The 24737-nt window shown below is 71.2% G+C and carries 16 protein-coding genes and 3 pseudogenes; 9 read left to right on the forward strand and 10 right to left on the reverse strand.

Features of this window, described 5'->3' with window-relative positions; translation table 11 throughout:
* Positions 1–274: 274 nt before the first annotated feature.
* Both AB0P17_RS11855 and AB0P17_RS11860 read right to left on the reverse strand, forming a co-directional pair.
* Entirely contained in the window at positions 275–1693 is a 1419-nt protein-coding gene (locus tag AB0P17_RS11855) for an ATP-binding protein (RefSeq protein WP_365809945.1), read from the reverse strand.
* A 543-nt stretch (positions 1694–2236) separates the two neighbouring features.
* Positions 2237–2503 (reverse strand): hypothetical protein, encoded by a 267-nt coding sequence (locus AB0P17_RS11860; protein WP_365809947.1) that lies wholly within the window; start codon positions 2501–2503, stop codon positions 2237–2239.
* 495 nt (positions 2504–2998) lie between these two features.
* On the opposite strand from AB0P17_RS11860, the gene AB0P17_RS11865 reads away from it, so the two are divergent.
* Positions 2999–3289 (forward strand): CPCC family cysteine-rich protein, encoded by a 291-nt coding sequence (locus AB0P17_RS11865; protein ID WP_365809950.1) that lies wholly within the window; start codon positions 2999–3001, stop codon positions 3287–3289.
* Positions 3290–3514: 225 nt separating this feature from the next.
* Here the strand turns inward: AB0P17_RS11865 and AB0P17_RS11870 are convergent.
* Both AB0P17_RS11870 and polX read right to left on the reverse strand, forming a co-directional pair.
* A pseudogene (locus AB0P17_RS11870) lies at positions 3515–3837 on the reverse strand (helix-turn-helix transcriptional regulator).
* Between the two features lie 340 nt (positions 3838–4177).
* Positions 4178–5914 (reverse strand): annotated as a pseudogene (gene polX / locus AB0P17_RS11875) (DNA polymerase/3'-5' exonuclease PolX).
* 159 nt (positions 5915–6073) lie between these two features.
* Here polX and AB0P17_RS11880 point away from each other — a divergent pair.
* Positions 6074–7405 carry a phosphoribosyltransferase family protein gene (locus AB0P17_RS11880; protein WP_365809952.1) on the forward strand — a complete coding sequence of 444 codons (1332 nt, stop codon included), beginning with the start codon at positions 6074–6076 and terminating at the stop codon, positions 7403–7405.
* Between the two features lie 56 nt (positions 7406–7461).
* Here AB0P17_RS11880 and AB0P17_RS11885 read toward each other — a convergent pair whose 3' ends face one another.
* From AB0P17_RS11885 to AB0P17_RS11895, 3 genes are all read right to left on the reverse strand, one after another.
* Positions 7462–9249, reverse strand: coding sequence for an RICIN domain-containing protein (locus AB0P17_RS11885; protein ID WP_365809954.1), 1788 nt, complete (start codon positions 9247–9249; stop codon positions 7462–7464).
* Between the two features lie 452 nt (positions 9250–9701).
* The gene (locus AB0P17_RS11890) at positions 9702–10856 is read right to left on the reverse strand and encodes an adhesin (protein ID WP_365809956.1); all 1155 of its coding nucleotides are present in this window, start codon (positions 10854–10856) and stop codon (positions 9702–9704) included.
* Positions 10857–11069: 213 nt separating this feature from the next.
* Positions 11070–12017 carry a hypothetical protein gene (locus AB0P17_RS11895; RefSeq protein ID WP_365809958.1) on the reverse strand — a complete coding sequence of 316 codons (948 nt, stop codon included), beginning with the start codon at positions 12015–12017 and terminating at the stop codon, positions 11070–11072.
* A gap of 53 nt (positions 12018–12070) precedes the next feature.
* Between AB0P17_RS11895 and AB0P17_RS11900 the strand changes: the two genes are divergently transcribed.
* The 5 genes from AB0P17_RS11900 (at position 12071) to AB0P17_RS11920 (ending at position 19688) form a co-directional block, all read left to right on the forward strand.
* Positions 12071–13360: a CapA family protein gene (locus tag AB0P17_RS11900; RefSeq protein ID WP_365809960.1), complete on the forward strand. Its 1290-nt coding sequence runs from the start codon at positions 12071–12073 to the stop codon at positions 13358–13360.
* Between the two features lie 610 nt (positions 13361–13970).
* Entirely contained in the window at positions 13971–16307 is a 2337-nt protein-coding gene (locus tag AB0P17_RS11905) for a HAMP domain-containing protein (protein ID WP_365809961.1), read from the forward strand.
* A 6-nt stretch (positions 16308–16313) separates the two neighbouring features.
* On the forward strand, positions 16314–18107 hold the full coding sequence (pgsB, locus tag AB0P17_RS11910; RefSeq protein ID WP_365809963.1) for a poly-gamma-glutamate synthase PgsB: 1794 nt from the start codon (positions 16314–16316) through the stop codon (positions 18105–18107).
* Positions 18104–18586, forward strand: coding sequence for a poly-gamma-glutamate biosynthesis protein PgsC/CapC (locus tag AB0P17_RS11915; RefSeq protein WP_365809965.1), 483 nt, complete (start codon positions 18104–18106; stop codon positions 18584–18586). Before pgsB ends, AB0P17_RS11915 begins: the two co-directional genes overlap by 4 nt.
* Before the next feature lie 28 nt (positions 18587–18614).
* Positions 18615–19688, forward strand: coding sequence for an NlpC/P60 family protein (locus AB0P17_RS11920; protein WP_365809967.1), 1074 nt, complete (start codon positions 18615–18617; stop codon positions 19686–19688).
* Positions 19689–19770: 82 nt separating this feature from the next.
* Here AB0P17_RS11920 and AB0P17_RS11925 read toward each other — a convergent pair whose 3' ends face one another.
* Positions 19771–20031, reverse strand: a complete 261-nt coding sequence (locus AB0P17_RS11925; RefSeq protein WP_365809969.1) for a DUF397 domain-containing protein — start codon at positions 20029–20031, stop codon at positions 19771–19773.
* A 23-nt stretch (positions 20032–20054) separates the two neighbouring features.
* On the opposite strand from AB0P17_RS11925, the gene AB0P17_RS11930 reads away from it, so the two are divergent.
* Together AB0P17_RS11930 and AB0P17_RS11935 are read left to right on the forward strand one after the other, a co-directional pair.
* On the forward strand, positions 20055–20783 hold the full coding sequence (locus AB0P17_RS11930) for a sulfite exporter TauE/SafE family protein (RefSeq protein WP_365809971.1): 729 nt from the start codon (positions 20055–20057) through the stop codon (positions 20781–20783).
* 225 nt (positions 20784–21008) lie between these two features.
* Positions 21009–21176: pseudogene (locus AB0P17_RS11935) on the forward strand (GyrI-like domain-containing protein); the annotation flags it as partial.
* A 111-nt stretch (positions 21177–21287) separates the two neighbouring features.
* On the opposite strand, the gene AB0P17_RS11940 reads toward AB0P17_RS11935, so the two are convergent.
* Positions 21288–22211: an NADP-dependent oxidoreductase gene (locus AB0P17_RS11940; RefSeq protein ID WP_365809972.1), complete on the reverse strand. Its 924-nt coding sequence runs from the start codon at positions 22209–22211 to the stop codon at positions 21288–21290.
* A 299-nt stretch (positions 22212–22510) separates the two neighbouring features.
* Positions 22511–24439, reverse strand: a complete 1929-nt coding sequence (locus AB0P17_RS11945; RefSeq protein ID WP_365809975.1) for an MFS transporter — start codon at positions 24437–24439, stop codon at positions 22511–22513.
* Between the last annotated feature and the right edge of the window lie 298 nt (positions 24440–24737).

The raw sequence follows: 24737 nt of genomic DNA on the forward strand, positions 1-24737 counted from the left end.
GGGGCTGGGGTGCGTGCATCGCAAGGCGGAGGATCGAGGCATGGCGGAGCCATGGTGAGTGACGACAACGCCGCGAGGTGCGTGCCCCAGCCCCGCGACGCCGCCCCCCATTCGCCGGTCGGTCTGAATCAGCTGTTCCAGAGAAGCAGTTGCCAGAGCGCCAGGGCAGAGTGCCGCCGGGTCCACTTGGCGCGCCGAGCGCACAATGGGGGCGCGCGCCGGATCAATGAGTGCCTGGTGCCGACCAGCACTGCGACCGCCCACTCCGGCGTGCTCAGGAGGACCAGGCCGCGAGGAGTTCCGCTGGGCCGTACTCGGCGTCGAGTCCCGCGCAGTCGGTACCGCTGCGCGAGACAGCGATCACCGGCACGGGAGCAGGGGTGAGCGCGGCGCGGTGTCGGTGCAGCGCCGCGAGATCGTGCCGGTCGAACGGGGAATTCTCCAGCCACTTCACCGAGCCGACGAACAACAGCTCCTTGGCGATCGGCGCGCGGTCCGCTCCCACGACGTCGATCTCCACATCGTTGGTACGGGTCCAGTAACCGCCGATGGCGGGGGCGGCGGGGATGTTCGCGTCGGGCAACAGCCGTGCCAGTGCCTCGCGCACCAGAGGCTCAATGGCCCTGCCACGCCAGCTGGTCCAGTTCTCACGGACGCGCCGCAGAGTCAGGTCACCCCGGCCCCGCTCGATCTCTTCCATCGCCGGACCCAGGTGCTTCAGCCAGAAGCGGAGATAGGGGTCCGCAACCCGGTAGCGACGGTCCTTCGAAGGCCGTGTGGACACGGGGAGCTCCGCCGCGATCACCCGCTTGTCCGCAAGGATCCCCAGCGACCGCTGTAGCGGAGTCGCCCCGATCCCGCCGGCGGCGCGGGCAATATTGGAGAACGTCCGCTCACCGCTGCCGATCGCCGAGAGGACGGTGCGGGCCTGGACCTGCTGGGGGAACTCCGCGGCGAGCGAGCGCTCCGCCGACACCAGCAAGGCCGAGACCGGATCACTGAGTGCCGCCTTCAGGAACTCCCACATCCCGGCGCCGTGCGTCCACTCTGCACAGATCAGAGGCAGTCCACCGGTGATCAAAGCCGCATCGAAGGCCGAGGCGGGATCGAGGCCGAGCATCTCGCCCACCTCCGCCGGGTTGAGCGGACCCAGCACCATCTCCCGTCCGCGCTGGTGGAACGGGCGTCCATAGCTGTTCAGCACCTCCATCATCGACAGGTCGGAGCCGATCAGAATGAGCAGAACCGGCTTCTTCTCCAGCACTCGGTCCCAGGCCCGCTGAAGCATGCCCTCGAAGGCGCCCTCCGCATCCATCAAATAGGGCACCTCGTCCATGACCACCACGCTCGCCCGGTCGTGCGGCAGTGCCGCCGCCAGTACGTCGAAGGCGGCATCCCAACTCGCCGGGCGGGCCGCGGACAGCAGATTCGCCAGCGGAAGGCTGGACGACCACGCATCCTGGCTGAGCCGCTCCAGGTCCGCACCGGGCGACGCCCCCGTGGCGGCATAGAACAGGAACGGCGCACCGGACCTCTCGGCGAACCGCTCCACCAACCGCGACTTACCCACCCGGCGGCGCCCCCGAAGCATCACGCACCGCCCGGGCCGCTCCCCACCGACCCCGGCCGTCACCTTGCCCAGCTCGCGATCCAGCGTCTCGAGCTCGTGCCGCCTGCCCACGAAATCTGCCATGCCGCCACCTCCCCAGTACCACTAACGGCACAGATACTAACATCACCGTTAGCAACGTTAGAGTTAGTCACAGAATGGACTCGGGAAGATGCCGCTCACCCGGGTGCACCCACGGGAGAAGATCAACCTTCCGTGCCCCAGCATGGTCCGCCATTGGACGCCCACGGTCGCCGGATGCGTGAGCGGCGCGTGAGCGGACTGCGCAACAAGAACCGTCCTGAGCCGGATGGGCCGGCCGTGCCGCGCGGCGCTGATCAGGCAGAAGAGCACCACCCGGCATAACCAAGCACCACCCGTCAGAGATCCGATCCCGCTCCTAAAGCGGGTGTCGCAGGTTCGAATCCTGCCGAGGGCACCAGCCAAAAGGCCCCGGACCGATCATGGTCCGGGGCCTTTGACATCCACTACAGCGAGGCCGAACCACGCCGAAGCCCTGGGAGCCCACCCGACACAACAGCCGGATCACTCACCTGCCTGCCAACGCACCGACAAGCCAAACGGCCCGACGGGCGAACCGCCGGACCGCCGGACCGCTACGAAAGATCAACCCCCGAGGGTGACGACGTAGACCGGGCTGTTGGAGCTGCCCTCGTTGTGCACTACCGAACAGGACGTCTCCTGCTCGCTTTCCTTGGTCTTGACCTGAATTCCACAGAAGGGCGAGTCATCCCAGTCGAGCGTCTTGATTTCGCTGAGCACGGGGATGTTGTCCCCCCCGTCACCGGGGGCAGCGCTTGCCCCGCCGATGCCGGCGAGAAGGATTCCGCAGGTGGCTACGGCCACCCCTGCCATCTTCTGGACGGTCCTCATATGTTTCTCCTCCGCTACTGCGCCCCGGATCGGGCAGATACCTGGAGAAACATGCACGAAAGGCACCGGAGCGTAACGTCATTCATCTTTTGATCACTCCTACGGCTGTACACATCACGAAGCTGCCGGACGAACTGAGCGGATGAGATGCCTCGTTGCCCGTCGCGCCTGGCGTGATGCTGTCCAAGCCCGGGCTTATCCCTGGGGCCGCCTGTGGGCCGTCCGAGGGCGGCCGAAGACTACAGACGACGACAGTTGCCGACCGCCCCCGCTCAGAGACGGTGCTTCGGATACCGGCGCAGGTGCCGATCAGTGAAGCAGAGTTGAGGTACTCCAGAACTTCGGCGCCCAGATCCCCCCTTGCGGAGCTCAACTCGGGACCTCCCCCATCGACCTCCAGATGGCCTCAGCTTCCCAAACTGATGGCTCAACGGCTGGGCAGCTCTTTCCTTCTATTGGGTCGCGATCAGCGGCACAGCGAGGCAGGATGCCGTGATGGTCGGCCCCTTCGTCGACATCCGGCGGAAAGGCGTGGATGGCCCGTGCCGCTGTCCCTGCTGTGGCTTCCTGACGCTCGATGAGCGCGGAAGCTACGAGATCTGCCCCGTGTGCTTCTGGGAGGATGACGGGCACGACGACCACGATGCGGACCGGGTCCGAGGCGGTCCGAACGGTCGGCTGAGTCTCACGGAGGCACGTCGGAACTTCCATGACATGGGAGCCTGTGACGAGCGGTGTACCGAGTTCGTCCGTGCTCCTCTGCCCGACGAACACCCCACCGACTGACATCACCAGCTGACATCAACACCGCCAGACAACGACGGATCCCGGCGTCCAAAACTGGATCCCGATTCGCCCGGCGAGCACGCTCCCAAGCAGCCCGCACGGCTCATGGATCGAACTCCTCAAAGCGGGTATCGCAGGTTCGAATCCTGCCGAGGGCACAGCAGAAGGGCACCTACGGACTTTCATAGGTGCCCTTCGGGATTCATGGCCGACGCCCCCAGATGCTCAGGCGGCGTGCGGGGTGAAGGTGACCTGCGAGTCGCCTTCGTCGATGGTCAGGTTCAGCGTGCCCTCCAGCGCCTTGGCCAAGCGCCGCAGCAGGGGGAGAGTCGGCACGGTGTCACCGCCCTCCATCCGAGAGACCTGAGGCTGAGTCATCCCAGCCCGCTCTGCCAGCTCCACCTGGGACAGGCCGAGCTCGATCCGACGTTGTAGACCGCCTGCCCGACATCGCCGGCCAGCCGTGCATCGACGTACTCCTGGTCGTACTCCACCGCCTCCCCCGCAAGCTGCCGGGCCCGGCGCGTCCTCCACGTACTGTGATTCATCAGCTCTCCTTGCGCCGCTCGTACGTGTGCTGGGCATGGCCATGTTCGGCCTCGCAGACCTTCCGGGCCTGATGCGCACGGCCCAAGGCCAGTTCGTAGCGCCGGGAGGCTCCGCCAGCCGTTCGCGCGGGTGAACAGACTGCTTCCGGCCCCGCCGCCGGTGGTGGACGGGCTGATGCCGGTCAGTCCCACCGCCGGTCCGGCATGCCGGATGCCGTCCGCCTCCGCCAGGAACGCCCACCCGGTGATTCCCGCGACAGTCGGGCGCCGTTCTCCCCGCGCCAACCTGTCGTCGGCAGCTTCCACCATGGCACGGGGGGAAAACCGTCGCGCGGCGGCATCAGTCCGCTCGGGCCGCCCCGTCCTTGCGCAGGAACCGGCGCAGTCGCCGCAGTGGCCACGTGTTGATCACATCGTCCGGGGTGCACCATCCGCGTTGCGCCGTGCCGGTTCCGTAGCGCAGGCAGGCGAGTTGGGGGATCGAGTGGGCGTCGGTGGCGATGCTGAACTTCGCCCCGTGACTCCTGGCGCGGAGGATGTCCTCGTCGCCCAGGTCGAGGCGGTCGGGCTGGGCGTTGATCTCCAGGGCGGTGCCGGTGCGGGCGCAGGCGGCGAACACCTCGTCCCAGTCGGCGTCGATGCCCGGCCGCCTGCCGATCAGACGGGTGGTGGGGTGGCCGATGACGTTGACGTGGGGGTTTTCGCAGGCCCGGACGAGGCGCCGGGTCATCGCCTCGCGGCCCGCGTTGAAGTGCGAGTGCACCGAGGCCACGCAGATGTCGAAGCCCCGGAGGAACTCGTCGGGCCAGTCGACCTCCCCCTCCGGGCCGATGTTGAGCTCGGTGCCGTGCAGCAGCCGCATCCGGTGGTGCCTGCCGTCCAGTGCGCGCACGCTCTCGCGCTGCGCGAGGATCTTCTCGTCGGTCATGCGCTGCATGGACAGGTCCGGTGCGTGGTCGGTGATCGCGTAGTACGCGTATCCGCGCCCGGCGGCCGCCGCCACCATCTCCTCCAGCGTGGCGAGGCCGTCGGTGAGGTCGGTGTGGGTGTGCAGGTCGCCGCGGATGTCCTGGTCGGTGACCACCGCGGGCAGCTCGCCGCGCAGCCCCGCCTCGATCTCCCCGCGGTCCTCGCGCAGCGTGGGCGGGATCCACGGCAGGCCGAGCCTGGCGTACACCTCGTCCTCGGAACGGGAGGCGACCCGCTTGCCGCCCTCGGTTTCGAACAGGCCGTACTCGGAGAGCTTCAGCCCCAGGCGGACGGCGATCGTGCGGGTGCGGATGTTGTGCGCCTTGGAGCCGGTGAAGTACTGCAGGCCGGCGCCCCACGCGTCCGGTCGCACCACGCGCAGGTCGACCTGGACGCCCTGGTCGGTACGGATGGAGGTCTTCTTCGCGCCGTGGGCGATGACCTCGGCGGTGGACGGCAGTTCGGTGAGGGCGTCCATGAAGGGGGCCGCCCGGTCGGCGGCGACCAGGACGTCGATGTCACCGACGGTCTCCTTCCCGCGGCGCAGCGAACCGGCGTACGCGCACTTCTCGCAGCCGGTGACCCGGGAGAGTTCCGCGACGATGTCCTCGGCGGATTCCAGGGCCGTGCTCGACAGAATCCGCTCTCCCGCCTGCCGCAGGAGGGCGATGCCGTGCAGGATGTTCTCCTCGGTCTTCTCCCCGAAGCCTTTCAGGTCGCGCAGCTTCTCCGCCTCGATGGCGTCGGCCAGCTCGTCCACCGAGGAGATGTGCAGAACCTCGTGGAGTGTCATCGCCCGCTTGGGGCCGAGGGTGGGGATGGAGACGAGTTGCCGTACCCCTGCGGGAATCCTGGCCCGTCGCTCCTCGACCACGGTGACCTTGCCGGTGCGGAGGTACTCGACGACCTTCTCGGCGATGGACGTGCCCACCCCCGGGATCTCCTTCAGAGCCGCGACGTCGAGGTGGGAGACATCGGTGGGATGGCCGCCGATCGCGCGGGCGGCCTTCTCGTAGGCGCGCGCCTTGAACGCCTCGCCTCCGGTGATGGCGATGAGATCCGCGTACTCCTGGAGGAGCGCCTCGACCTCTTAGTTGGGCGGGACCACATGTCCCAGCGTAGGAACCGATGTGCCCGACCTGCATGTCGAGGGTGTGCCGGGCGGCACCGCGGCCGCCGAGGACGTCCGGGCCGGGCCGGGCCGAGCCCTTCGGCGCGCGAAACCGTGGGCCCAAGGGTGTACTGGGAGTGAGGAGGAGGTCGTGTCGTGTTCTTCAGGGATCGTCGTGACGCCGGCCGGCAGCTCGCCGCCCGGCTGGGGCATCTGAAAGGGACCGACGTGGTGGTGCTGGGGCTGCCCCGGGGAGGGGTGCCGGTCGCCGCGGAGGTCGCGCGGGCGCTGGACGCGCCGCTGGACGTCTGCCTCGTGCGCAAGCTGGGTGTGCCGTTCCAGCCGGAGCTGGGGATGGGAGCGATCGGGGAGGGCGGCGTGCGGGTGATCAACGACGACGTGGTGCGCGCGGCGCGTGTCACGCCGGCCGAGCTGGCCCGGGTCGAGGCCCAGGAGCGGGACGTACTGGAGAGCCGCGCCCGGCGCTACCGGGGAGAGCGGGAGCCGGCCGGTACGGAGGGCCGTACGGTGCTGGTGGTCGACGACGGGGTGGCGACGGGATCGACGGCGCGTGCGGCCTGCCGGATCGCCCGTGCCCGGGGAGCGGCGCGGATCGTGCTCGGCGTCCCGGTGGCACCGCACGACTGGACCGCGCGGCTCGGCGGTGACGCCGACGAGCTGGTGTGCCCGCACGCCCCGTGGGGCTTCCACGCGATCGGGCAGTTCTACGCCGACTTCGCCCAGACCGGTGACGACGAGGTCGTCGCCTGCCTGGAGGAAGCCGTGGCCCGCACGCGGGGCGTCCGCGGGACCGGGCCGCACCACTCGGTGCCGGAGGAGGACTCCGAGGTGGAGGTACGGGCCGGCGCGACCGTGCTGCACGGCCGGCTGACGGTGCCCGAGGGCGCCGCCGGGGTGGTGCTGTTCGCGCACGGCAGCGGCAGCAGCCGACGCAGCCCGCGCAACCAATTCGTCGCGCGCGGGCTGAACCGGGCCGGGCTCGGCACGCTCCTGTTCGACCTGCTCACCGAGGAGGAGGGCGCGGACCGGGCCAACGTGTTCGACACAGCTCTGCTGGCCCGGCGGCTGGCGGACACGACCCGCTGGCTGGGCGGCCGGCCGGAGACCCGGGGGCTGGCCGTCGGCTACTTCGGCGCGAGCACCGGTGCCGCCGCCGCGCTGTGGGCGGCGGCCGAGCCCGGAGCGCGGATCGCCGCGGTCGTCTCCAGGGGAGGCAGGCCCGACCTGGCCCGACCACGGCTGCCGGCCGTGACGGCACCCACGCTGCTGATCGTCGGGGGCAACGACGAGCTGGTGCTCGGCCTCAACCGCGCCGCACAGGCCCGGCTGCGCTGCCCGAGCCGGCTCGCGGTCGTCCCCGGCGCGACCCACCTCTTCGAGGAACCCGGCGCCCTGGAGAAGGTCACCGAGCTGGCCCGTGACTGGTTCACCGACCACATGGCCCCGCTCCCCCGTGCGACGCGCTGAATCACGGTGATCCCCGGTGTGATCCCCGGTGTGGATACCGAGCCCGCGCGCCCCCGCTACCGGACGAGGGCGCGCCGCGTGCTCTCCACGACGTCCTGGAGCGGGTCGTGCTGGTTGGGCAGCGGGGCCGACTCGGGCGGATCCGTGGCAGGTGGCGAGGCCGGAGAGGGCGGGGAGGCCGGGGGTGTCCCGCCGGTGATGGGGCGGGAGCCCGCGGCCGTCGTGACGCGGTCGGTCAGCCAGCGCTGCTCCGGGGAGCCGTCGCGGGGGCGGACCACCACATCGGCGCCCGGGTCCCCGGACACCGGGGTCACCGCCAGGTTGTCCTGCCAGCGGGGGATCAGGGTGCCCTGCACCGTCAGGTCGTACCGTACGTCGGCGCCGCGCGCCGGGCGGACGGCGCAGCGGTCGAGGACGGCGATGCCGTCGACGCCACGGGAGTTGAGGCACAGCTCGGGCTTGGCCGCGCTGCGCAGGAGGCCGTCGTCCTCGTACGACCAGCGCTGGGTGCCGGCCGGGGAGCAGGCCGCCGTCGTCGCCTCGGCGCCCCGCTGGGGCCGCGCGTCGCGGATGTCGAGGCACAGGCCGGTGGCGGCGTTGCGCAGCCGGATGTCCTGCGGGCCCGTGGCCATGCCGGAGGGGTCGGGCGGGACCCCGCCGCCGTTGGCCCCGGTGGAGCCCGAGGGCGAGGGGTACGGGGCGGAGGCGCTGCTGGACGCGGCGGAGCCGTAGTCGTCGGAGGCGTGCCGCGCGGGCCACAGGCTGACCGCCAGGACGGTCGCGAGCAGGACCGCCGAGCCGGCCCCCAGGCCGGCGAAGAACACGCGCGAGGGCACCGGCGCCAGGGACGACACCCGGTCGAGCACGGTGAACGCCTGCAGGAGCCGCTGCCGCCCGGGCGCCGAGTGGCGGCCCACCGGTCGCGCGGTGCCCCGGACCCCGGATTCCGGCACCCGGGCACCGGCCCTCAGGTCGAGATAGCGGCGGGCGCCCCAGCCCAGTACGGCCTCCGCGAGCAGGACGCCCAGCTTGCCGTTGAAATGGGCCAGTTGGTCGGCGGCGTCCCGGCAGTGCGCGCACTCGGCGAGATGGTCCCGTACGTCGGGGAGGAGGGAACCGCCACGGCGAATCGGCACGTCGAGCAGACGGTTGTAATACCGGCATTCCGACTTCGGGGCGATTTCGATGTGCGCTCGGAGACATCCTCGCCGGAATTCCTCGCGCGCCTGTTCCAGTTCGATATGCGCGGTATCGGTGTCGAGCGCCAGCAATGCCGCCGGCACGGATATGGGTTCGGCCTCCACCTCGGTGTGCCAGAGCAGGCACTGCGCGGTTCCCGACATCGCCCGAAAAGAGCGGAGGGCGAGCTTCCGGTGGTCGGTGTCCCTCGACCTCGCCACCCGCGCCCCGCGCCGCACCGCCGGTCTGCGCAGTTCGGGCAGCAGCTCCGTGATGGGCTCCACGGACGACCACACCCCGACCATCTCCCGTACGGTCACGAGGAGTTGGGGCCTGATCGCGGCGGAGGGCTCGACCCTGCGGAGCGCTTCGAGCACTTGGTGGAAGGTCGCGGCGGCGACCACCGACGCGCTCTTCTCCGGCGAGGCGAGACAGACGGCCGCGTAGTCGTGGACCGCCTCCCAGTGCCGCGCCATCAGCAGCGCCACGGGGTACGTGTCCCCCGTGCCCGCCCTCGCCCGCGCGGCGGTGAGCAGGCGCGCGTCGGATTCCCCGGGGCCTACGGACCCGGCGGGGCCGGAGTGCTCACCAGGACCGCCGTACTCACCAGGACCGCCGGCGGAACGGGGAGGATAGGCCGGGCGTGGGGGGTGAGGGGTGTGCACAGAGATACTTCCTTCCAAGGCGCAATGTCACACGCAGAAGTTCCGGCCTGAGAAAGCAGACCCTCGATTGGTACATACCTGCCGGTATGGCGCTGCGAACCTGCGCGGTCGGCGGCCCGGAATTCGAGCGGCGGAGCGAGGGCGGCCATTGACCGTGCACGAGTGAGTGCACCTTTCCACAAGTGACTCACGGGAAACAAGGCGATCGGGGGCAGGGCCGCTTTTTTGACATAAAGTCAATTAAGAACGCGGGTACGGGTGTTACTCGCGCGCCGGCGCACAACGGGCCGACGCGCGTCCGGCCGACGCGCGCCCGCGCCCTGCACAACGGGCCGACGCGCGTCCGGCCGACGCGCGCCCGCGCCCTGCACAACGGGCCGAGCACAACGGGCCGACGACCGGCCGGCGACGGGCCGGCCGATGCCGGGCCCGGCCCGTCGCCTACGCGCGACCTACGCGCACTTGACCCGCATCTGCGCCGCGGCGTGGTGCGCTCCGAACCGCTCCTCGCTGCCCCAGTCCTGGCCCCGGTCGACCAGCCGTACGGCGAACGTCTTCCCCTTGACCGGGTAACTGCCCACCTGGACCAGGCTGCCGCGGTGCGCGACCTGGCGTACTCCGAAGGTCGCGAAGCCGGAGGCGCGGTCCGCCGGATCGGCGAGCACCTGGTAGACGGTGGGATCACCCGCGACGTCGGGGTCGTGCCCGCTGTCCGGTACGTAGACGGCGAGGGCGCACTTCTCGTACGACGCGTCAAGCTTCCAGGACCAGACGGCGGAGGACTTCCCGTCCACCTTCGGGCTGCCCGACATCGGGACGGCGGAGAACCGCCCGTCGCACGAACTGCCCTTGTAGCCACCGGAGTGGACGGTGTACCAGGCGGCCTTGCCGTTCTCGAAGCGGCCGTGCTCGCGGTACGTGCCGGTCGTGCAGCCGGGGCCCGCCCACTCCCCCGCCCCCGGTCCGTCCTCCGGTGGCGGGGCGGCGGCGGGCGGGTCCGTGGTCGCGGAGGCTCCGGGGCCGGGGGCCACGCCGCCCGCCTGACCGGCGTCACCCTCCCCCTCGTTGTCGCCGCCGCCTCCGCCGGCGTTGCCGGGGATCGTGCTCGGGGTGACCTCCCCGCCCAGCCCCGGCAGTTCGGGGGAGCCGATCCGCGACGGCTGTCCGGCGCCGGTGGCGCCGCCTCCGTCACCGCCGCCCGTGCCCGCGACCACGGCGACCGTCACGCCCAGGCAGCCGAGCGCCACCACCGCGACGGTGGTCAGCAGGCGCTTGCGCGAGGCCGGAGTGCCGTCGGCGGAGGCGGAGTTGGCGTTGGCGTTCGACGCGGAGGAACGAGAGGAACGGGAAGAGCGAGAGGAACGGGAGGAACGGGAGGAGGAGCTGGAAGAACCGGGCGGGGAGAAGGGGCGGAGCGGTCCCTCGTCGTCCGGGGAACTCCCCGGCATCATCGTTCTGGACACCCAGAGGTCCTCGTCCGCCACGGGGGTCCCGTACGTAGGCAACTCCCCCGGCCCGCCCGGCACACCGGGCGCACCCGGCGCCCGCGGCCCGCCCGCCTCGCCCCGCATCTCCTCGGTGCCCGCGCCGCATACGGGGCATTGCATGCCCGGCAGCCAGACTTCGTGGCCACTCCCGCACCGTTCACACCTCATGTCGCCTCACTATGGGGGATCGCACCGCACTCCGGCAGCAGAAGAACACGATTGGTCTGCCAATTCTCCCGCTCCCCGAGTTGACCTTGCCCCGAGGTCAGGCTCACGAGCCCGGCCCGGTCCGCACATCGGGCCCCAGGTGGCCGCGTACTGGACCGGGACCGCCTACCGCCGATCCCGTACCGCCGCCGCCATGGCGTCGACCGCGCCGCGCAGGCGGTCCGGGTCCGTGCGGACCGTGCGGTTGGCCTCGATGTGGAGAAACGGTACGTCCTCCTCGGCCGCGAGGACGCCCTGCTTGTTCGTACGGCCCGCCAGCGGGCACTTCTCCGACCAGGCGCGGCAGACCCGGAAGCCGTCGTCGACCAGGGCGCGCGCCAGGGTGACGGCCTGCGGGCGGGCCGCCTCGCCCGCGCCCGTGGAGACGACCAGGTCATGCTCCGGGACGCTGCTGTCGGCGAATCCGTGCACCTGGATCCCGGGCATCCGGCGGGCGACCAGCTCGGCGCAGACGGCGTGGAAGACCGTGTCGCGGCGGTGCGCCACATCGGCGGCCCGGCCCTCCCCCGCCTTGCGGTGCGTCCCGGCGATCACCAGTACCCCGCCGGGCGCCCCGCGCAGTATGCCGACGCCGAGGCGGTCGCTGTACGCGTCCGCGACGGGGTGCGGCACCTGCACGGAGAAGCGGACCGGATCGTCGAGCGCCACGTACACCCGCCCCCAGCCGCGCATGTTCTCGGACGCCCGGTCCGCGATCTCCGCGTACCGGCGGCCGGGCCGGTCGGCCGGGGCCTCGATGTCGCGCAGGATCCGTACGCCGAAGTCGACCTCCGCGAGTCTGCGTTCGGCCTCCTCGTGCTTGCCGTCCACGTACAGCGCCACCCCCTCGGCGAGGGTGTCGCGCTGGGCGCGGTCCGGCGGCAGGTAGCGGGCGTCCACGACCTTCCCGGTGGTGAAGTCGGCGATGCGTCGCTCCAGGTCGACCTCGGTGATCCGGCCCTCGTCGCCGGACCCGGAGCGGGGCGGGCCGGACCCGTCGGAGGACCGGCCCAGGATCGGGGTGACGATCACCACAATCACCGCGATCAAGGCTCCGGCCAGCAGGCTTGCCATGATTGTTATCTTCACGGTCGGAGATCGTGTCATATGCGGGTCAAAATACCGGTGTGAAGAGATCCCTCCCCCTGTCCCGCGCAGTGCCCCGCACGGCCCTGCGTACGGCGGCGCGCACCACCCTCCGTGCCGCCGCGGTCCTCGCCCTCGCCACCGCCGTCGCCGGGTGTTCCGCACTCGGCGCGGGCGACGACGGCGGATCGGGCGGGAGCGACGGGGCGAAGGGCGAGGGCCGTTCGTTCACGGTGGCCGCGGCCGGCGACGTACTGATCCACCCGCCCCTGATCGACCAGGCCGCCAAGGACGCGAAGGCGCCGGGCGGCAACGGCGAGGCGCTGGACTTCGGCCCGCTGATGGCGGGCGTGCAGCCGGTGATCAGCAAGGCGGATCTGGCGATCTGCCACATGGAGCCGGTGATCGCCAAGAAGGGCGGCCCGTACGAGGGCTTCCCGAACTTCCAGGTCCCGCCGGAGATCACCACCACGCTCAAGAAGATCGGGTACGACACCTGCTCGTCGGCGTCGAACCACTCGATCGACCACGGCCCCGAGGGCGTGAAGCGCACGCTCGACGCGCTCGACGCGGCCGGCCTGAAGCACACCGGCTCCGCCCGGACGCAGGAAGAGGCCGAGACGCCGCTGATCGTGGACGTCAAGGGCGTGAAGGTGGCGCAGATCTCCTTCGCCTTCGGCTTCGTCAAGCACGAGGTGCCCGCGGACAAGCCCTGGCTGGTCAACAAGACCTCCTTCAAGGCGATCGCCGCAGCCGAGCGCGCGGCGCGCAAGGCGGGCGCGGATGTCGTCATCCTGAGCATCCACTGGGGACGCGAGTACCAGCAGGAGCCCAGCACCGCGCAGATGAAGCTCGCCCGGCGCATCGCCGAGAAGACCGGCATCAACCTGGTGATCGGGCACCACGCCCATGTCGTGCAGCCGATGGAGAAGGTCGGCGGCACCTGGTTCGCCTACGGTCTGGGCAATCAGGTCGCCCGGCACGAGGTGCCCAGCGGTGTGTCCGAGGAGGGCGTCATCGGCTGGTTCACCTTCACCGAGCGGGCCGGCAAGTGGGACGTACGGCCGCAGTACCTGCCGACGTACGTGGACACCCCGCCCGCCCCGGAGGACCACGAGGACCCGGACTCCCTGCCGCCGGGGGCGGTCACGGACTTCCGGCTGCTCAACCCGGTGCAGGCGATCAAGGACGGCAAGGGCGCCGACGGGAAGAAGTACACCACGGAGCAGCTCGCCCGCTATCGGCTGGCCTTCGACCGTACCCAGGGGACGATGCTGAACCGTGGCGCGGAGAAGGACGGGCTGACGCCCCTCCAGGCCCTGCCCGAATGATCCGGCGTCCCGCCTGCCCGCGCCGCCGAACGCCCCGGGCCCGGTCCTGGGCCCGGCCCTGCCCTGAATTACCAGGCGCCCCCGGGCAAACTCTGAGTGAACTGTGTGGTCCGGGCCCACCCCGAGTGGACATGTGGTCCGGGCAACCTGAGCGGACGTGTGCGGTCCGGGCGACCCGAGTGGACGTTGTGGTCCGGGTCAGGTGCCCGTGAGCCCATGGGTCCGTAGGTCGTGAGTCTGTGGGCCGTGAGCCCGTGGGCCGTGAGCCCGTGGGTCGTGAGTCTGCGGGTCCTGAGCCCGTGCGCCGGTGAGCGCGTCAGCGCGTCCGCCGGTAAGCCCGTGCGCCGCGCGCCCGCCGTATGCCCCGAACCAGGCGCTTTACCCACTCGCACACCACCTGTAACACAGATCACACATGAATTAGTTCGAACCTGGGACAACCATTCGAGAGCCTGACCAGTCCTCATATCGCGACGGGGGCTCGTATCGCGACAGGGGCAGTGTTCTCACGCCTCCGTCCGTCCCCCATCACCCCGCCTGAACGGCCCCGCGCCCGCGCGTGGCCGCCGCCAGTTGTGCCCGCACACACTGTCCTGAGAGAGGTACCCGCATGGCCGCGTCGTCTGCGAAGCGGCGGCACAAGGTCCGCAAACGGGCCGATATGTCGCTACTGGGCGGCATTCGTCCACCGATCGCGGCCCTCTCGGCCCTGCTGCTCGCGCTGGCCGCCCTCACCGCCTTCGGTCTCGGCAACCCCATCAAGGACCCGCTGCCCAAGGCCGTACTCACCTCTCAGCAGCACTTCGCCGAGGACGGCGCCATCGCGCTGCGCGCCTCGCTGGACGAGTCGATCACCGACCTCAACCGGACGGCCGCCCTCTTCAACGCGGGCGACCCGGTCTCGGCCGACACCGTCCTCGACAAGCTCGGCAGCGTCTACCAGAAGTGGCGCGGCTCGGCCGTCGTCGAGATCAAGTCCGGCAAGCTGCTCGCCGCGCGCGGCGAGAACGTACCGCTGCTCGCGGTCGACCGGGACAAGCTCGCCGACCCCGGCGGCCTCGCGCCCCGCATGGTCCGGCTCAAGAACGGCGAGACCCGGCTGCTCACCTTCGCCCTGCTCTCCTGGGAGGGACAGCCGCAGCAGCTCCTGGTCACCTCGAACAGCCTGAAGTTCCCCGGCGTCAGCCTCGGCAAGTTCCGGGTGATCGCCGTCGTCGACTCGGGCGGCCAGATCCTCAGCAGCGACGGCATCCCGGTCCCCGAGAAGATCCCCTCCGACACGGTCGAGGAGGAGGTCAAGCAGACGAAGAAGCAGCTCGCCTCCTTCGCGAAGCGCAGCGCCGAGAAGGCCGCCGAGAACCCCCTCAAGGCCAAGGAGCCCGGCTCCGGCGGCTTCCTCGGCGTCAGCGGGACGATGACCGGAAAGCGCATCAGTGGTGAGCGCCCGATCGCCGGATACGCCTCGCTGGCCGCGCCCGAGCCGGGCGAGTCCACCGACGCCACCGGCCTCGGACTCTCCGTCGTCTCCCTCGTCACCGTCCCCGAGAACACCAGCCGCGTGAACAGCCCGCTGTTCGGCCTGCTCTCGGCCGCCGCGCTGCTCGTCATCGGCGCGCTCGCCGTGACCCTGCTGCTCGGTACGGTCCAGCGTCCCCTGATCCGGCTCTTCCTGGAGAGCCGCCGCCTCTCCCGCGGCGACCTCACCCGGCCCGTCACCGTGCCCCGCTTCGGCGAGACGCGGCGGATCGGCCACGCCCTGGACCGGCTGCGCCGCCAGCTCCTCGGCGAGACGCCGGAAGCCACCGCCGACGGCGCGCCCGCCACGGCACCGAACGGCGACGGCCCCGGCGGCAAGGCGCCGCGCCGCCGCCGCGGACGCCGCGTCGGCACCCGCGCGCTGCTCGCCACCGGCGGCATCCTGCTGCTCGTCTGGTCCGCCCCGATGATGCTGCTGCTCAACCGCGCCGGGGACTCCGTCGTCGTACCGCAGCAGATCGTCAGCGACCAGCGCGAGCGCACCGACACCCTCGCCGACCGGGTGCGCCGCGCCCTCAACGAGGGCCACGCCGACATCGTCTCCGTCGCCACCCTCATCGGCGACAGGACCGAGCCCGACGCCATGTCCGCCGTCCTGGAGCGGACCATGGAGGAGCACGCGCGCTACCAGTCGATGTACGTCCTGTCCGGTGACGGCGAGGTCATCGCCAAGGCCGGCGACGCGCCGAAGCACCCCGAGGGGCAGAAGCCCGGCGCCGACCCCATCACCGTCCTCGACACGGACAGCAAGGAACCGCGCATCGCCGGCTACGCCGAGCTGCCGGGACGCGACGGCGCCGTCGTCGTCGGCGAGTTCCGCGTCGACTTCCTCAACTCGCTCCTGAAGCGGCCCGGCCTCGGCCAGGTGCGGATCGTCGACGCCGAGCGGCGCGTCCTCGGCTCGAACACCGGCTACCTGGCCTTCGAGAAGCTGCCGTCCGAGCGGCTCGACTCGTTCGTCGCGGGCACCAACCAGCAGGTCGGCCTGAGCGCCAAGCCCAGCAGCGTCCTCTACCGCAGCGGCGACGGCATCCAGATCGCCGCCGCCGCGCCCTTCGCGGGCGGCGGCGTCGCGAAGGCGCTGCGCTGGTCCGTCGTGAGCTGGCAGCCCGCCTCCGGACTCGCCATCCCCGAGTACAGCGCGCAGAACCGTACGGTCCTCGCCGGACTGCTCGGTGTCACGGCCGCCGCCGGCTGCCTGGGCTGGCTGCACATCATCGTCGTCCGTCCGCTGCGCGACCTGGCCAAGCAGGCCGAGACGCTGGCCGACGGCGACCGCCGTACCGTCCTCTACCCGCGCCACCACGACGAGGTCGGCGCCATCGCCCGCTCCCTGGAACTGCTGCGCCAGCAGCTCCAGGAGCAACGCAAGCGCGATGGCGCGCCGTCCGCCCTCGCCGGAAGGAACTGACCGACCGTGCTCTTCCTCTACTTCGTGCTGCTCATCTGCAGCACGATCCTGCTGGTCGCGGGACTCGTCGAACAGCGCAGGCACTTCACCAACCTGAACCGGATCCCCACCCGGGTGCTCGTCAACGGCATCCGCGGCAAGTCCTCCATCACCCGGCTCTGCGCGGGCGCGCTGCGCGGCGGCGACCTCGTCACGGTCGCCAAGACCACCGGCACCGCGGCGCGCTTCATCCACCCGGACGCCACCGAGGAACCCGTCTACCGCAAGTTCGGCATCGCCAACGTCGTGGAGCAGATCGGGATCGTGCGGCGGGCCGCCGCGTACAACCCCGACGCGCTGGTGATCGAGTGCATGGCCGTGATGCCCGCGCTCCAGGAGATCAACCAGTCCAAGCTGATCCGCTCCACGATCGGCGTGCTGTGCAACGTACGTGAGGACCACCTCGCCGAGATGGGCCCCACCCTGGACGACGTGGCCCGCTCGCTGTCGCGCTCCATGCCGGAGGACGGTATCTGCGTCACGGCGGAGAAGGACCGTTTCGACATCCTCCAGGAGGAGGCGGACGCCCGTAACTGCCGGCTCATCTACGCGGACCCCGAGACCGTCTCCGACGAGGAGCTGCGCGGCTTCAGCTGGTTCACGTTCAAGGAGAACGTGGCGATCGCGCTCAAGGTCGCCGAGCTGATGGGCGTCGAACGCGAGACCGCGCTCCAGGGCATGTACGACGCGCCGCCGGACCCGGGTGTCCTCTCCGTCGAGCGCTACCTCACGCCGGACGGCAAGAAGCTGCGGTTCGCCAACGTCTTCGCGGCGAACGACCCCGAGTCGACGCTGATGAACATCAACCAGCTCCTCGACCTGGGCGCGATCTCCCGCCCGCTCAACGTGGTCATCAACTGCCGTCCCGACCGCGTCGAGCGCAACGGCCAGATGGGCGAGATCATCCCCGACCTCCAGCCGGAGAAGGTCTTCGTCATCGGCCACCCCGCGAAGAGCGCCATCGACGCGATCCCGGCCGAGTGGCGCTCCCACGCCGTCGACCTGGGCGGCGACAAGCGCGATCCCGAGGAGTTCATGCGCGAACTGCTGGGGATGCTGGGGCAGGAGTCCTCGCTGGTCGCGATCGGCAACATCCACGGCCAGGGCGAACTGCTGCTGGAGCACCTCGCGGAACTGCCGGCGGACGAGACGCCGGACCCCGAGGATGAGAACGGACCCCCCGGAGCCCCCGGCGGGTCGTCCGGCGGCACGGGCGGCGCGAGCGGCGCCGGTACGGTACGGACGCCTCCCGCCGCCACGCCCGACCCGGCGCCCGACGCGGCCGGTACCGTGGCCATCCCGGTCGTGTCCGCGCCCGGGGCCGCCGCTGCCTCCCCGGCCCCGGCGCTCCGCGCCCTCCCGCCGGCGCCCGCCGACGTACGGCAGAGCGGGCAGCCGGCCGGGCAGGAGACCCCGGGGCCCGCCGCGCACCCCCGCCACGACGAGACCCTGGCACTGCCCCGCTACGCCCCGCGCCTCGACCCGTTCCGCCCCTATCCCGAGGCGTACGAGCAGCGCTACCAGCAGCGCCCCGCCACCGAAGTGCCGCGCCCGCGCGGCGCGTTCGAACCGGTCCAGATGCCGGTCCAGGGCCAGAACGAAGCCCAAGGCCAGGCCCAAGGGCAGGGCCAGGGCTACCAGGACCCGCACGGCCGGCAGCAGCAGGCGCAGCACCACTACCCCGACGGCGAGTACCCGGAGCACCCGGAGCACCCCTCGCCCCACCAGACCCCGCGGCAGAACCCAGGAGAGCTCCGTTGATCCCCGCAGTCCTCACCCCCGAGATCGCCGCGATCGGCATCGGTCTGGGCCTGATGTTCTCCCTGATCTGCTACCTCACCACCAACCTCTCCCCCGGTGGCATGATCACCCCGGGCTGGCTGGCCCTGACCCTCGTCGAGGACCTCCAGCGCGCCGCCATGGTCGTCGGCGTGACCGTACTGACGTACGTCAGCACGCTGCTCGTCCAGCGCTTCGTGATCCTCTACGGGAAGCGCCTGTTCTCCGCGGTCGTTCTGATCGGCGTGCTCCTCCAGGGCACCGTGATGATCGTGCTGTCGCTGGAGTTCCCCCTCATGTACGCCAACCAGACGCTCGGCTTCATCGTCCCGGGCCTGATCGCGTACCAGCTCGTACGCCAGCCCAAGGGCGCGACCATCCTCGCCACCGGCACGGTCACGCTCACGGCCTACGTCGTCCTCACCGCCGGCATCCTGCTCGGCGCACTGCCGTCAGCCTGACCAGCCCACCCACGGGAGCCGATTCGTCATGAGTGCCAAGTCCAAGAAGCGGGGCCGCCCGGTCCTGCACGCCGCGACGGTCCTCGCGCTGCTGGCCGGCAGCGCCTACCTCACCGTAGAACTCCGCAAGGACGAGCAGGCGAAGGCGCCCGCCGTCCAGGCGATCACCGACACCCCGGGCAAGCTGGCGAACGGGTCCAAGGCGACCGGCGAGCAGACCTGGGAGCGGCTGAAGAGTCCGGAGCGCTCGGTGCTGCGCGGCGGGGACGGCGACATCCTCGCCACCTTCACCGACGGCGCGCGCACCGCCACCCTCACCGGCCCCAGCCGTACCTTCGACGAGCCGACCAACACCAAGTCCCGTGTCGTCACGGAGAACTGGGTGCGGCTGATGCCGGAGGCGTGGACGGAGGGCGCCGAGAAGGAGAAGTGGTTCAAGGACTGGTTCAAGGAGTACTACGGCAGCGAGGAGGACGACATCTTCGCGTTCGCCTTCCAGTACATCGAGGGCGCGCCGCTCAAGAAGGACGACGAGGGAGTCCCGTACGCGGGCGACGCCAACTTCGGGCCGGTCGACGAGAGCACCCCCGGCAACCGCCTGGAGCAGTCCGACTTCTACGACTACCTCGGCATCCCGTACACCTTCCGCGACGGCACCACCAAGCAGTCGCAGCAGGCGCGCTACCGCGCGATGGACTGCTCGGGCTTCATCAGGACGGTCTTCGGCTACCGCGCCCGCTACCCGCTGATGTCCAGCGACAAGGTCGGCGACGGTCTGCCGCGCACCGCCAACGGCATGACGCGCTCGGACGTCGGCGTCGACATCTACAAGCTGGGCGGCCCCGCCCCCTGGTACACCCGGCCGGAATCCACCAGCAAGCTCCAGCCGGGCGACCTGGTCTTCTTCAAGATGGACAAGCGGACCGGCAACAGGATGGACCACGTGGGCCTGTACGTGGGCAACGACACCGACGGCCACCAGATCTTCGTCTCCAGCCGCAAGGAGGTCAACGGCCCGACCATCGGCGACCAGGGCGGCACCTCACGCCTGGACGGGAACGGCTTCTACGCGGCGCTGCTGCGAGCGGCCAAGCGCCTCTGACGCACACCACCACGAGCGCCCCGCACCGGACCAGTCAACTCCGGGGCGGGGCGCTCGTACGTGTACGCCGCTACGCCGAGGGTCAGGCCCGGCCCCGGGTCGCGTACGAGAGGAAGCTGCTCCAGACCTCCGGTGCGAGGGCGAGCTGCGGACCCTGCCGCACCTTGGAGTCACGGACGTGGACGGCGTCGAGGCAGGTGGCCACCAGAACTTCAGCGAGGGCTTCCTCCTCAAGGCGGTGCCGGCCGGCGAGATCGCCCTGCCCGAGTTCGGCGCCGAGGATCTCGTCGACGTCCCGCTGCCCCTGTCCTCGGCCTGGCGCCCCCGCGGCGGCCCGCGGCAACGCGTCGGAAAGAATGTGCTGTCGTGGAGACGGTGCTGCTGGTGGTCCTGATGGTGGCCGCGACGTTCGCCACCGCGGCGCTGTCGGCGGTGGCCGGGTTCGGCGGAGGGGTGCTCCTGCTGCCGGTGTTCGTCGCCGTCCTCGGCACCCGGGACGCGGTCGCAGTCCTGACCGTCGCCCAGCTGGCCAGCAACGGCAGCCGGGTGTGGTTCAACCGGCGCGAGGTCGACCGCCGCCTGGTCGGCGTCTTCGCCATCGGCGCCGTCCCGGCCGCCGCAGCCGGGGCACTGCTGTTCGCCACCGCGCCGCTGCCCGCCCTCACGCGCGTCATCGGCGTGTTCCTGCTGGTCATGGTCGCCTGGCGGCGCTGGAAGCCGCACGCGGCCCGGCTCGGCGACCGCGCGTTCGCCGCAGTCGGAGCCGCTTCCGGCTTCAGCTCCGCACTGGTCGGCTCGGTCGGGCCGATGGTCGCCCCGTTCTTCCTCGCCCGCGGCCTGCTGCGCGGCGCCTACATCGGCACCGAGGCCGCCTCCGCCGTGGTGATGCACCTGACCAAACTCGTCATCTTCGGCGCCGCCGCCGTGCTGACCGCCACCAGCGCCACCATCGGTCTGGCCCTCGCCCCGGCCGGCGCGGCCGGGGCCTGGGCGGGCAAGAAGATCGTCGACCGGCTGCCGGCCCACGTCTTCGTCCTCATCATCGAGGCGGGCCTGATCGCCTCCGGCCTCCTGCTGGCCATCACCGACGGATGACAGACCTCCACTGACGTCATTTCTCGCGAACATTCATGACGCCGCCAACCGCCAGCTGCCTCCCGAACCGATGGACGAACGCCGCTGCTTGAAGTGAACGAAGCCAACCGATCCCGCTCACGGTCCTTTCCAGGCATCCGAGCAGTGTTCTTGACCCTCACACCGTGTCAGGCGGTCAACTCGGAGACATCATGTTCACCATCGGAGACTTCGCCCGGGCACGGTCACCGCGGCTCGATGGAGACCGTTCTGCCCACCGTCCAGACCCTCGGCCGCTGGATCGACGCCAACGGCTACCGCTCGATCGGCTATCCCCGAGAGATCAACCTGGAATGCCCCGACGACCACGACGAGTGGGTCACCGAACTCCAAGAACCGGTGAACAAGGCCTGACAGGAGAAGGGCCGGCCAGGCTCTCCTGGCCGGCACCAGCGCAATCCTCCATCAGCGAGTGCAGACGACTTCGGTCGTCTGCGCAGACGACTTCGAAGGCCGGCACCTCGGCTACCCGCCTTCGATGACCTGAATGATCGTCTTGCCGGGGGTGCGCTTGTCGGGCGCGAAGGCCGCGGCCGTCTCCTGCAGCGGGCGGATCGCTCCGACGATCGGCTTGAGTCGCCCGTCGCGCAGGCGCTGGGCGAGGTCGGCGAGACGGACGCGGTCGGGTTCGACGACGAAGAAGACCGCGCGGGCGTCCGCGGGGTGGGTGGTGACCGGCTGCGCGATGGTGACCAGGGTGCCGCCGGCGCGGACCAGCGCCGTGGAGCGTTCCAGGATCTCTCCTCCGATGACGTCGAACACGACGTCCACCTCGCCGATGTCCTCCAGGCGGTCGGCCCGCAGGTCCAGGAACGCGTGCACGCCGAGGCCGAGCGCGGTCTCCCGGTCGGCGGCCCGGCCGGTGCCGATCACTCGGGCGCCTGTCTCGCGGGCGAGCTGTACGGCGAGGGAGCCGACGCCGCCCGCGGCGCCGTGGATGAGCACGGTCCGGCCGGTGGTGAGGCGGCCGTGATCGAAGAGGCCCTGCCAGGCGGTGAGTCCGGAGATGGGCAGGGCGGCGGCAGCGGCGTGGTCGACGTCGGCGGGGAGCGGGGCGAGGTTGCGGGCCTCGACCGCGGTGTACTCGGCGAGCGAGCCGTTGCGCGTCCAGTCGGTGAGCCCGAACACGCGCTGGCCGACCGTGAGGCCGGTGGTGCCGTAGCCGAGCTCGGTGACCACGCCGGACAGCTCGTGGCCGGGGACCGACGGGGTGCGGTCGCGGCCGGCCCGGTCGGTCCAGGTGCCGGGCCAGGCAAGCTCACCCGGAGTGAAGCCGGCGGCGTGCACGCGGACGATCACGTCGTTCTCGGCCGCGTGCGGGTGGGGCAGGTCGTTGAGAGTGAGGCCGCTGATGCCGGCGTCGCGGTCCTGGACGGTGATGGCGCGCATGGGGTTCCTCGGGTGAGTCGGTGGGGCAACGATCCCGGTGGCCCACGTAGGGCGCTGTGATCGCAGCGTCAACGCTACGCGCGAAGCGTCCCAGTCATCCGGGACAAATCCATGCAGCCCCGCTGGGCCACTTCCAGAACGTCGGGAAGTCGCCTCGTCCGCCCATTCTTCTGTTGCCCGTCCCGGGAATCCCAGTTCACCCGGCCAGTCGCACGGCAATCCGGCGATACCCCGGCGGCCGAGGAGGATGTCACAGCCCCATCAGGCACAGAGCGTCGGCCGCCCGAACCCCCCGTGGCTCAGCGCAGTTCCTCCGGGCAGCCCGTCCCGCGCGGCAGTTGGTACGGCGCGGCCAGTCGGTAGACCCCGGCCCGGGGAGCGAGCAGTTCCGTCCACTCGTCGCCCTGCGCGGTCGGCTCGGCCTTCAGCAGACAGCCGTTGGGGTTGGTGAAGGTCTTCGGGCTGTTCCCGTCCGCCTCCCCGGCCGCCTTGGACGCGGCCGTCTCCTGCGGCGGCAGCACCCGCTTGCCGTCCTCGTCGACCAGCGCGAGCCACGGCGAGTACGGGATCCGGATGAGCACCCGCCCGGCGGACTTCACCTGGATCGTCACCTCTTCGGCGCCCGCCCGCTCGACGATCGAGGGCGGGTCGGCGAGCGACGTCGGGTCCTGGACTTCGTAGAGCGTCCAGTTGGCGTCGCCCCACAGGCGCTCCAGATAGGGCAGGCCGCCCTGGACCAGTTCGGCCTCCACGGCGGCGCCGTCGTCGAACCGGCCCTCGGGCAGCACCACGTAGTGCACGGCCCAGCGGTCCAGCCAGTCCCGGTACGTCGTCTCGGTCAGGGTGTCGTCGTAGAAGAGCGGGTTGCGCTCCATGTCGGCCTGCCGGTTCCAGCCCCGGGCGAGGTTGACGTACGGGGTGAGCGCGGAGGACTCGCGGTGGCTGCTGGCGGGCACGACCTCGACGCGGCCCTTGTCCGCGCCCCTGCGCTGCAACTGGTTGACCAGCGGCGCCAGCTCGCGGGCCCAGGAGGCGGTGGGGGCCGTCCGCACGATGTCGTCGACGCCCTTGAAGCCGATCCAGAAGTTCAGCCCGGCGAAGGCGACGACCAGGGCGTACCAGCGGCGGGTGCGCGGCGCGGTGTACGGCAGGGCGGCGAGCAGCACCACCCCGCCGACGATCATCGCGAACCGGGAGACATTGGAGCCGATCTGCGAGTCGATCACGTACGTGAGCAGCACCCCGGAGCCGTAGACGGCCGTGGCGACCCGGACCGTACGCCACTCCCCGGGGACGAGGACGAAGGTGAGGACGGAGAAGAGGAACGGCAGCGAGGCGGTGCCGACCGACATCGGCTGCGTACCGGAGAACGGGAACAGCCAGGCGGAGAGCGCCACGACCGCCGCCGGGGCGAGGCCGAGCGCGTAGGCCCCGGGGCGGCGCTTGTTGAGGAAGAGCGCGGCGGCCACGACACCGAGGAACAGCCCGGCGACCGGACTGGCGGCGGTGGCGAGCGCGGCGAGCGGCGCGGCGGCCACGCCCTTGAGCCAGCGCTTGCGGCGCCAGCGGTGGGGCCAGCAGAACACGGCGGCGACGGCGCCGAGCGCGAACATCACGCCGAGGCCGAAGGTGACGCGCCCGGAGAGCGCGTTGCACAGGAACGCGAACACCCCGGCGAGCCCGCACGCGACGGGGTTACGGACGGCCGGGACACGGACGAGGATCAGCGCGGTCAGGGCGGCGGAGACCGTCCCGGCCACCATCATGGTCGAACGGACACCGAGGACCGACATCAGGTACGGCGAGACGACGCTGTACGAGACGGGGTGCATCCCGCCGTACCAGGCGAGGTTGTACGCGGAGTCGGGGTGGCGGCCCACGAACTCGGCCCAGGCGTCCTGAGCGGCGATGTCGCCGCCGCTGTTCGCGAAGAAGAAGAACCAGAGGACGTGGACGGCCGCGGCGACGAGAGTGGCGAAGAGGACGGGATGCCGCCGCACCCGCTCCCGGACGCCTGCAAACCGCCCGCCTTCGCCGGGGTCCCCGTTGCCCCCGGGGGGCGCGGGGCGCGCGGACGCGTCCGTGAGCGGCTCCGGGGCCGGTCCCGTGGGCGGTGCCGCGGATCGGTCCGCGGGCAGATCTATTCGCGCCTCGGCAGCGGGCGCACCGGGGGCGGGCGCACTGCGGGCGGCGCCGCCGTCGGCGCGCGGCGGCTCAGCGGTCGTCACTGCGGCTCTCCACGTCTTCCCGTCGCTCCGTCGCGCGGTCCCGCGGTCCTGCCGTCCCGCGGTCGCCCGGAGCTCTTCTCCGTAACCCGTCATTCGTCACGCGTAGTTCGTGGCCCGTGGCCCGGTGTGCCGACCCCGGCATCCTTGCAGGACGCCCGCATCTTCCAGGACGCCGAACCCGTGGTGCTCAGTTGCCCGGGCGGCCCGCCGAACGGCCGGCCGGGCAGATGACGGGGCGGCGCCCAACAGATGTCCGTTTCGCGACGCTAGCACGTATGGCTGGCGCGTACGGCAGGCG

It is taken from the genome of Streptomyces sp. NPDC088124 (genome assembly GCF_040685895.1).
Classification (GTDB): Bacteria; Actinomycetota; Actinomycetes; order Streptomycetales; family Streptomycetaceae; genus Streptomyces.